Below are 8,761 nucleotides of genomic sequence, written 5' to 3'. Positions count from 1 at the left end.
AAAAGGGTCAACAGGTTGGTGCTGTTAAGGCGGGTGAACACCTCTTCCATTTCGCACAGAGTCGTTAAGCCCCGTACTGCCGATGGTACTGCTGTCACAAGCGGGAGAGTAGGTAGGTGCCACCTGAAGAAACGAAAGTCGAGCCGGTCAGCGCAAGTTGATCGGCTCGCTGCGTTTAAAGGATTAGTAGCGTAGAGGGGCGGTACACATTATATCGCTCAAGTGGTTGCCGTAGTTGCCCGCTATACAGTAAACAAGCAAGGCCCGTCAACTTGACGGGCCTTGCTTGTTTACTGTTACACAGATCGCTAGACGTATGCTGCCTCTAATGGTAGCGGAAGTACAATACGCTTTAGCAACTGTTCTTCCAACATATCTGCCCATTCGGTCATGTAGCGCACAACATCATCGCGTACGTTATGTTTTAAGAACCGTTCCTCGATCGGAAGGCGGTTTAATACGCTTTGATCGTCAAGTCTTTCGAGGTGCTTTAGATCTTCTATTGTTAATCCGGCGGTTAGCATTTCGCTGATGATAAGATCAATCGGTAATCGGCTGGTTGAGCAGTAATCTTCAACCTGTTCATTCCAGTCGCCATACCGTTGCATCGCATAGCGGTGAATGTCGTCACGCGTAAGTTTTGTCAGTTCCTGCGCCAGATTTCCACAGTTACAACCACCCATATGTCCCCACTGATAGGGAGATCCTGCTTTGAGTTTATGGGCAGTACGGCGCAGCGATTCGATCAATTCTGGTGTTGGGCGTGCCATAGTTGCGGTGTTATAGTTTACTTTTCAACGTAATGTCTACCCGGTTTGTTGATTAGATAGAAACAATAAGGCCCGTTCTACAAGACGGGCCTTATTGTTTCTATCGGACGAGTTCCATCAGATCTTTATCGTTAACTTCCTTCCGTATGTCGGCCATGTCAAGGAATCGGACATAGAGTGAATCAAGGTCTGGCTTTTCGTAGCGGTAGCCTAGCAACTCCAACCGGTGCTTCAGGGCATGCCGGCCGCTACGCGCCGTTAAAACGATCATGGACTTGTCAATACCTACATCCTGCGGGTTCATGATCTCATAGTTCTCCGAATGCTTCAGAAAGCCGTCCTGGTGAATACCCGATGAGTGCGCGAAAGCGTTACGACCAACGATCGCTTTGTTGGCCTGAACGGGCATATGCATCATCTGCGATACCAGGTTACTGACGGGATAGAGCCGGGTTGAGTCTACATTTGTGTAGAAACCTAGTTCTTTACGCACTTTCAGCGCCATTACAACCTCTTCGAGCGACGTATTGCCCGCCCGCTCACCAATACCGTTAATCGTGACTTCGACCTGCCGTGCGCCATTCATGACGCCAGAAAGCGTGTTCGCCGTCGCCAGGCCAAGATCGTTGTGGCAATGAATAGAGATGGTAGCCTGGTGTACGTTGTCGACGTGTTCGTAGATATAGGCTATTTTCTTGCCGTACTCATCGGGTAGGCAGTAGCCCGTTGTGTCAGGTATATTGACGACCGTCGCGCCAGCACCGATAACCGCACGCGTCAGCTGAGCCAGAAAAGCCAGATCAGCGCGCCCGGCGTCTTCTGCGTAAAACTCTACGTCTTCTACGTATGATTTTGCGTGTTTCACAGCGGCAACCGCCTGCTCCAGAATGCGCTCGCGGCTCGAATTGAACTTGTTTCTGATGTGAATATCCGATGAGCCAATACCTGTATGAATACGGCCCCGCTTGGCAAATTTCAACGCTTCACCTGCTGCATCGATATCGCCTTTAACGGCCCGGCTCAGTGCGCAGATAGTGGGCTCTGACACGGCTTTAGAGATTTCGACAACAGACCGGAAATCACCGGGACTAGAGATCGGGAAACCGGCTTCGATAACATCGACACCAAGGCGTTCCAGCTCTTTAGCAACAACAATTTTTTCTTCTGTTGTCAACTGGCAACCAGGTACCTGTTCGCCGTCGCGCAATGTGGTGTCGAAAATATAAACCCGCTGACTCATGGTTTTAGAAGAAGTGGTTAGCCCGATGAAACAAAAAAAGCCCTATTCTGACGAATGAGGGCTATGGTATATGTAAATCCCTCACCGTTTATGACAGCGTCGACAGTCGTAGCGAAAGGAGATTAGTTAACGGCATACTTTTCTGCGAAAATTCGCTGAAGGCGTAAATACACTGCAAAAGTATGGGATTGGTTTTATTTTGCAAACGCTTCGCAACTATTTATACGACCTGATTTTCAGCTACCGAAGCCAGCTGGGTAAGAATCTGTGACCCCATTGCCTCGGTACCGAGGATCATGTCGTCTGGCGTATCGGCATCGGCAATGTCGCGTGTACGATAGCCTGCTTTCAACGCTGCATCAACAGCCGAGACAACCTCCTCTGCTTCCGCCTTCATGCCAAACGAAATATCAAGCATCAGCGCGGCCGACAGGATAGAAGCCAATGGGTTGGCTACCCCTTTGCCGGTAATATCGTGCGCCGAGCCATGAATAGGCTCGTACAAACCTGTCGTATCACCGATCGATGCGGATGCTAACATACCCATCGACCCAGCAATCTGACTGGCTTCGTCGGTCAGGATATCGCCGAACAGGTTACCTGTCAGGACAACATCAAACCGGCGCGGGTCTTTAATAAGTAGCATGGCAGCAGCATCGATAAACTGATGCTCGACAACGACATCGGGATACTCGGGGGCCATAGCCTGAACCACTTCGCGCCACAGGCGTGACGATTCCAGCACGTTGGCTTTATCGACCGAGCACAGGCGACGCCGACGGGTCATGGCCGCTTCAAACGCTTTGCGGGCAATGCGTTCTACTTCGTACCGGCTGTAAATCATCGTGTCGTAAGCTGTGTCCCGATCGTCGCTCCGCCCTTTTTCGCCGAAATACACATCACCGGTCAATTCACGGAAGAAGAGTATGTCCGCTCCCTTCAGAATCTCAGGACGAATACTTGACGCGCCAAGAAGTTCGTCAAATAGTTTGATTGGCCGCAAATTGGCGTACAAACCCAGGGCTTTACGGATACCCAGCAAGCCTTGTTCCGGACGGACTTTGGCCGATGGATCGTTATCGTATTTGGGGTGGCCTACGGCACCGAACAGGATGGCGTCGGAAGCTTTTGATTTGGTGATTGTTTCTTCGGGAAGCGGGTTACCTGTGGCTTCGATGGCGGCATGGCCGATCAGGGCCGTGTCGTAGGTAAATTCGTGACCGTATTTCTGAGCCACAGCATCCAGAACCTGTTTGCCAACGGCGGTTACTTCCTGGCCGATACCGTCACCGGCAATAACGACGATGTGTTTTTTCATGAGTAAGTAAAGACTCGTGCAGTGGTAAACTGCCGAAGTGCGTGGTTAGGCATGTGCCTGATCAAATTCCCGAATGTCAGCGTTCAGACTCAGCAGGTAGTCAATATCGTCGTAGCCATTCATCAGGCACGTCTTCTTGTACGTATTGATCGCGAACGTTTCCGACCGCTCACCAAACGAAATCGTCTGCGCTGGTAAGTCAACGACGATCTGTAGTGTCGAATCTTGTTCAACGGCGCTTAGCAGTGCTTCCAAGAACGGCTGCGACACCTGTACGGGCAATACGAAAGTGTTGAGCGCGTTGTTGCGGAAGATGTCAGCAAAAAAGCTGGAAACGACGACCCGGAAACCATAGTCGTGAATGGCCCAGGCCGCATGTTCCCGGCTGCTACCCATACCGAAGTTTTTACCGGCTACGAGGATCTCTGCCCCGGCGTAGCGGGAATTATTCAGCACGAAATCCTGGATCGGCTCGTTGTCGGCCGTAAAGCGCCAGTCGCGGAACAGATTGTCGCCAAATCCTTCGCGAGTCGTCGCTTTCAGGAAGCGGGCGGGAATGATTTGGTCGGTGTCAATATTTTCGATCGGCAGTGGAACGGCCGTCGATGTCAATACGTGGAAGGTTTCTTTGCTCATGTTAGTTTGGGCGGACAGCCTCGGCGATCACGTTTTTACCAATTACGTGGCCAAGCGTCAGTTTATCGAACAGGCGGCTGACGGGGAATATGACCCGATCGTACAATACGACGGAATCTTTCGTGATCCGGCCGTCTTTGCCCATCCATTTGTACAATAAGGAAATGAAATAACCGGCGAAATCGTAATAACGGACGTCATTCACGCGGAAACCAGCATCCTCCAGAATCTGCCGGACGAGTCGTTTGTCGTAGCGCCGATAGTGGCCAACGTGTTCGTCCATGTTGCTGAAGATCTCCTGCCGGGCCGGTACGAACACTTTAATGCGCCCACCGGGCTTAAGTTTGGCATACAGATCTTTCACAATTGCTCCGTGATGTTCAATATGCTCCAGTACGTTGATGGTATAAATCAGGTCGTACGACTTAGCGAGCGCGTTGATATCGGTGTATACAGGCTGTTTAATCAGCGGCAGCAAATCAGGGTCGATTTCGGCAGCATCGACGCTCCCGAGCGGAAAGCGGTTGGCGTACTCGCCGTTTCCGGCTCCGAAGTCGAGAACGGCTTCGCCCGGACGAACGTCTTTAGCGACCCACTTGTACAAGCCACCATTGTAGTTGGTAGCGTGGCTCATGATCGCCAGATTGTCCGATCCGTTATACTCTACTTTTTCGGCTGTTTGCTTTGCGTGACTCATGCTGCTGGGAGATGTGTTAAAACCTGAGGTAGATTCGAAAATCGAAAATTATGCCAGTTTATACACTATAAATTCTACGCAGTGGTCACTATAGTAATTCGCGAACGTCCATAACCCGGCCCGAAACAGCTGCTGCTGCTGCCATGATCGGGCTGGCCAGGAAGGTACGGGCACCGGGCCCCTGCCGTCCTTCGAAGTTACGGTTCGAGGTGCTGATACAATATTTCCCCGCCGGAATTTTGTCTTCGTTCATACCCAGGCAGGCTGAACAACCAGGCTCTCTAAGCTCAAAGCCAGCACTGGCAAAGACGTCGGTCAAGCCTTCCGCCTGCGCCTGCCGGGCGACCTGTACCGAACCCGGTACAATCCATACCTCAACGCCGGGCGCTTTTTGCTTACCCTGCACAAACTGAGCGACGGTACGCAGGTCTTCGATGCGGGCATTGGTGCAGGAACCGATGAAAACGTAATCGACGGCTTTATTGCGCAGTTCCATGCCGGGTTCGAGACCCATGTACGCCAGCGATTTCGAGTAGGAAACGTGTTCGGTGTCGGGAATTTCGGTTAGTAAGGGCACGTGTTCACCGATGCCAATACCCATACCGGGGTTGGTACCGTACGTGATCATCGGCTGAATATCCTCGGCTTTGTAATGCAGTTCGGTGTCGAACGTAGCTTCATCGTCGGTTTTAAGCGATCGCCATTTTGCAACGGCTTCATCGAAGGCTTCTCCCTTAGGAGCAAACTCACGGCCTTTGATATAGTCGAAGGTCGTATCGTCGGGCGCAATCAGACCACCACGGGCACCCATTTCGATGCTCATGTTGCAGATCGTCATACGGGCTTCCATCGACAGGTTACGGATAGTTTCGCCGGCATACTCAACGAAATAACCGGTAGCGCCACTCGCCGAAATCTTCGAGATAATGTAGAGGATGATGTCTTTCGCCGTGACGCCATTTGCCAGTGTACCGTCGATGCTTATACGCATCCGCTTGGGCTTGTATTGCAGAATACACTGCGTTGCCAGAACCTGCTCTACTTCACTGGTACCGATACCGAAAGCAACGTTGCCGAATGCCCCGTGGGTGCTGGTATGACTATCGCCACAAACAATAGTCATGCCCGGCAGCGTCAGGCCTAGTTCGGGACCGATGATGTGAACGATACCCTGAAACGGGTGACCAAGGTCGTACAATTCAACACCAAACTCCGCGCAGTTCCGACGCAGCGTGTCGACCTGATGTCGCGACAGGGCTTCCCGGATTGGCAAGTGCTGATCTTTCGTCGGCACGTTGTGGTCGGCGGTGGCGGTGGTACGGCTGGTGTTGAATACGCTGATGCCCCGTTTCCGCAGTCCGTCGAACGCTTGTGGACTCGTTACTTCGTGGATGAAGTGCCGGTCGATGAACAGCGCATCGGGATGACCCTCGGCGTGTTTAACGACGTGTGCGTCCCAGATTTTGTCGAATAATGTAGTGGGTTGTGTGTTCATGGTTTACTCGCTTCTTGTTCGATGATAACATCGATCCACTCTTTATTTATAGGGACTTCTATCGAAATAGCTTCCCAGAACAAATCCTGATCAATTCCCCAATAGTGGTGGATTAACCGGTCGCGGAGACCAGCGAAACCTCTCCAATCAAATTCCGCGTGGTCATGGCGAAAGTCGTCGGGGATCTTTTTGCAAGCTTCACCAATCACCAGTAAGCTGTGGGTAAGGGCTCGCTGTAACGTTGGATCGTCAAAAATCTATTCCAAGTCCTTTGCCGCTGTTTGCTGAATAATGAACAGCATTTCCGACTGAATGTGCTTCAGGAAGTCAATCAGTAAAGGAGATGAATTCAACTTCATTGCTTACGTATTTACGAACAAATTCTGCCATGCCCTCCCAAGTCAACAAGTCAGTTTTTCGACCCATTAACGCTTCCAAGTAGTCGGCCATATCCAGCAGGTTACGAATTTTCTTCTGTCCTTCCTGAAACTTGACAACGATGTCGACGTCACTGTCAACCGTTTGCTCGTCGCGAACGAACGACCCGAACAGGCCCAGTCTGGCCGCACCAAACTGTTTCAGCGCCGACTGATGCGACTGAACACGTTCGAACACCTGTTGCTTATTCTGGACAGCCGTAATCATTGTCGTTAGGTTAGATCAAAAATTCGAACAGGTCGGGTTTATCATTGATGTATTCGAACTGAACGCGGGCGGCTTTCATCCGCTCGATCAGGGGCTCAAAATCAGCTTTGTATTTCAACTCCAGACCGACCAGGGCCGGGCCGCGCTCACGGTTGGTTTTTTTCGAGTATTCAAACAGCGTGATATCGTCGTTCGGGCCAAGTACGTCGGTCAGAAACTCACGCATAGACCCGGCCCGCTGCGCAAACCGGATAATGAAGTAATGTTTCAATCCTTCGTACAGCAAGGACCGCTCTTTGATCTCTTCCGTTCGGGTGATGTCGTTATTACCACCACCGACGAGACAAACAACGTTTTTGCCTTTGATCTCGTCTTTCAGGAAATCGAGGGCGGCAATGCTCAACGCACCGGCGGGTTCGGCTACAATGGCTTCTTCGTTGTAGAGTTGTAAAATGGTCGTGCACACCTTGCCTTCCGGTACCAGTATAACCTGATCCAGGTTGGTACGGCATACTTCGAAGGTCATATCGCCAACACGCTTAACAGCGGCTCCGTCAACGAACTTATTGATTTCATCCAGCGCCACCACGTGTCCCTGATCGAGCGATACCTTCATCGACGGAGCGCCCAGCGGCTCGATACCGATCAGCTTTGTGCGAGGGCTAAGTTGCCGGAATACCGCAGATACGCCAGAAGCCAGACCGCCCCCGCCAATCGCCATCAGCAGGTAGTCGATTTTAAAATTGGCGTCTTTGAAAATTTCCAGCCCGACGGTACCCTGTCCTTCCATGACCTGAACGTCGTCGAAAGGATGGACAAACGTGCTATCGTGCGCATTGACATACTCGACGGCTGCATGGTACGCATCATCGAACGTGTCGCCAATCAGGACGACGTCTACGAATTGCTTGCCGAACAGTTTTACCTGCTTTACCTTCTGGTTGGGCGTGGTGGTCGGCATGAAGATCGTACCGTGAACGGCCATCTTTCGGCAAGCATACGCAACACCCTGCGCGTGATTACCCGCACTGGCACACACGACGCCCTTAGCCAATGCTTCGGCCGACAGGCTAGCCATTTTGTTGTAAGCCCCGCGAATCTTGTACGAACGAACAACCTGCAAATCTTCCCGCTTCAGAAAAATGGATGCTTCGTAGCGGTCTGACAGATTGATGTTTTCCTGTAAAGGTGTATGCACTGCCACGCCCCGGAGCCGGTCGGCCGCGAGGTATATATTGTCGAGGTCGGGTGTGGTGACCTTCTCTGCTTCCGTTGTCGTGTTCATTACGTACTGTTAGTCAACAAAAATACGAAAACTTCAGCCCTTTTTTGCCGCAACGATGAGGCCGGTCGACCAGGCTAGTCGGGTCAGTAGCAGGTCGGTACGTTGTGTCAATTCGGCAACGAGCCGGTCTGCTTTTTCCGGGTGTCCTTCCGGCCAGTTAGGCTGCGGCAGCATATCGTCGATGATGTACAAACCACCGGGGGCCAGCATCGCCAGTACCGCGTCGAGATCGGTGTATTTACCGGCCCAGGTATCGGCGAAGATAAAATCAAACGGACCAGTGTTGGTCGTTACCCAGTCGGTGCCGTCCTGACAAACGAGCTGTAGGCGACTGTCGTTACCCAGAAATTCGCGCGCTATGGCCAGACAGTCAGCGTCATTGTCGACTGAAACAAGCGTAGCCTGTTCATCCATGCCCGCCAGAATCCATGCCGTCGACAGGCCTGTACCGGTACCCAGTTCCAGAAAACGACCGCCTGGCTTGGTAGCCGCCAGCGTGCGTAGTAGCGAAGCTGCCTGCGCATCGGCGTTCATAGTAAAGCCAAGTTTGGCGGATGCCGCAACAATAGGCTGGTGGGCCGGAACGAAATCGATGACGGTATCGAGCATGGGGGAGGGAAGTGAATGAGAAAGCGGTGCCGACAAGCTAGCCGACACCGCTATTCCGGGTGAGCT

The 8,761-nt window shown here is 52.0% G+C and carries 10 protein-coding genes and 1 rRNA gene; 1 reads left to right on the top strand and 10 read right to left on the bottom strand.

What is annotated here, in order from left to right; translation table 11 throughout:
- The first annotated feature begins 14 nt into the window (after positions 1–14).
- Positions 15–125, top strand: a 5S ribosomal RNA gene (gene rrf, locus CLV58_RS15700).
- Between the two features lie 183 nt (positions 126–308).
- Here rrf and CLV58_RS15695 read toward each other — a convergent pair.
- The 10 genes from CLV58_RS15695 to CLV58_RS15650 all read right to left on the bottom strand — a co-directional run bounded on the left by CLV58_RS15695 (position 309) and on the right by CLV58_RS15650 (position 8,695).
- Entirely contained in the window at positions 309–770 is a 462-nt protein-coding gene (locus CLV58_RS15695; protein ID WP_106138775.1) for a hypothetical protein, read from the bottom strand.
- Between the two features lie 100 nt (positions 771–870).
- On the bottom strand, positions 871–2,010 hold the full coding sequence (locus CLV58_RS15690) for a 2-isopropylmalate synthase (protein ID WP_106138774.1): 1,140 nt from the start codon (positions 2,008–2,010) through the stop codon (positions 871–873).
- Between the two features lie 220 nt (positions 2,011–2,230).
- Positions 2,231–3,328: a 3-isopropylmalate dehydrogenase gene (gene leuB / locus CLV58_RS15685; protein ID WP_106138773.1), complete on the bottom strand. Its 1,098-nt coding sequence runs from the start codon at positions 3,326–3,328 to the stop codon at positions 2,231–2,233.
- Between the two features lie 45 nt (positions 3,329–3,373).
- Positions 3,374–3,964, bottom strand: coding sequence for a 3-isopropylmalate dehydratase small subunit (gene leuD / locus CLV58_RS15680; RefSeq protein WP_106138772.1), 591 nt, complete (start codon positions 3,962–3,964; stop codon positions 3,374–3,376).
- 1 nt (position 3,965) lies between these two features.
- Positions 3,966–4,661 carry a class I SAM-dependent methyltransferase gene (locus CLV58_RS15675; protein WP_106138771.1) on the bottom strand — a complete coding sequence of 232 codons (696 nt, stop codon included), beginning with the start codon at positions 4,659–4,661 and terminating at the stop codon, positions 3,966–3,968.
- A gap of 88 nt (positions 4,662–4,749) precedes the next feature.
- Positions 4,750–6,156 (bottom strand): 3-isopropylmalate dehydratase large subunit, encoded by a 1,407-nt coding sequence (leuC, locus tag CLV58_RS15670; protein WP_106138770.1) that lies wholly within the window; start codon positions 6,154–6,156, stop codon positions 4,750–4,752.
- Positions 6,153–6,413, bottom strand: coding sequence for a HepT-like ribonuclease domain-containing protein (locus tag CLV58_RS29180; RefSeq protein ID WP_106138769.1), 261 nt, complete (start codon positions 6,411–6,413; stop codon positions 6,153–6,155). The genes leuC and CLV58_RS29180 overlap by 4 nt, the downstream gene beginning before the upstream one ends.
- A 70-nt stretch (positions 6,414–6,483) precedes the next feature.
- Positions 6,484–6,801, bottom strand: coding sequence for a nucleotidyltransferase family protein (locus CLV58_RS15660; protein ID WP_106138768.1), 318 nt, complete (start codon positions 6,799–6,801; stop codon positions 6,484–6,486).
- A gap of 10 nt (positions 6,802–6,811) precedes the next feature.
- Complete coding sequence (gene ilvA, locus CLV58_RS15655; RefSeq protein ID WP_106138767.1) at positions 6,812–8,086, bottom strand: threonine ammonia-lyase; 1,275 nt, start codon at positions 8,084–8,086, stop codon at positions 6,812–6,814.
- Between the two features lie 33 nt (positions 8,087–8,119).
- Positions 8,120–8,695, bottom strand: a complete 576-nt coding sequence (locus tag CLV58_RS15650; RefSeq protein WP_106138766.1) for an O-methyltransferase — start codon at positions 8,693–8,695, stop codon at positions 8,120–8,122.
- Between the last annotated feature and the right edge of the window lie 66 nt (positions 8,696–8,761).

Origin of the sequence: Spirosoma oryzae, assembly GCF_003002825.1 — a bacterium.
In the GTDB taxonomy this organism is placed as follows: Bacteria; Bacteroidota; Bacteroidia; order Cytophagales; family Spirosomataceae; genus Spirosoma; species Spirosoma oryzae.
The sequence above is the reverse complement of the archived record's forward strand: the minus strand, read 5'-3'. Positions and strand labels throughout refer to the sequence as shown.

What these genes read in the sequence shown, in the direction of transcription:
- CLV58_RS15695 (WP_106138775.1), bottom strand. Translation starts at nt 770, where the DNA reads ATGGCACGCCCAACACCAGAATTGATCGAATCGCTGCGCCGTACTGCC.
- CLV58_RS15690 (WP_106138774.1), bottom strand. Translation starts at nt 2,010, where the DNA reads ATGAGTCAGCGGGTTTATATTTTCGACACCACATTGCGCGACGGCGAA.
- leuB (WP_106138773.1), bottom strand. Translation starts at nt 3,328, where the DNA reads ATGAAAAAACACATCGTCGTTATTGCCGGTGACGGTATCGGCCAGGAA.
- leuD (WP_106138772.1), bottom strand. Translation starts at nt 3,964, where the DNA reads ATGAGCAAAGAAACCTTCCACGTATTGACATCGACGGCCGTTCCACTG.
- CLV58_RS15675 (WP_106138771.1), bottom strand. Translation starts at nt 4,661, where the DNA reads ATGAGTCACGCAAAGCAAACAGCCGAAAAAGTAGAGTATAACGGATCG.
- leuC (WP_106138770.1), bottom strand. Translation starts at nt 6,156, where the DNA reads ATGAACACACAACCCACTACATTATTCGACAAAATCTGGGACGCACAC.
- CLV58_RS15660 (WP_106138768.1), bottom strand. Translation starts at nt 6,801, where the DNA reads ATGATTACGGCTGTCCAGAATAAGCAACAGGTGTTCGAACGTGTTCAG.
- ilvA (WP_106138767.1), bottom strand. Translation starts at nt 8,086, where the DNA reads ATGAACACGACAACGGAAGCAGAGAAGGTCACCACACCCGACCTCGAC.
- CLV58_RS15650 (WP_106138766.1), bottom strand. Translation starts at nt 8,695, where the DNA reads ATGCTCGATACCGTCATCGATTTCGTTCCGGCCCACCAGCCTATTGTT.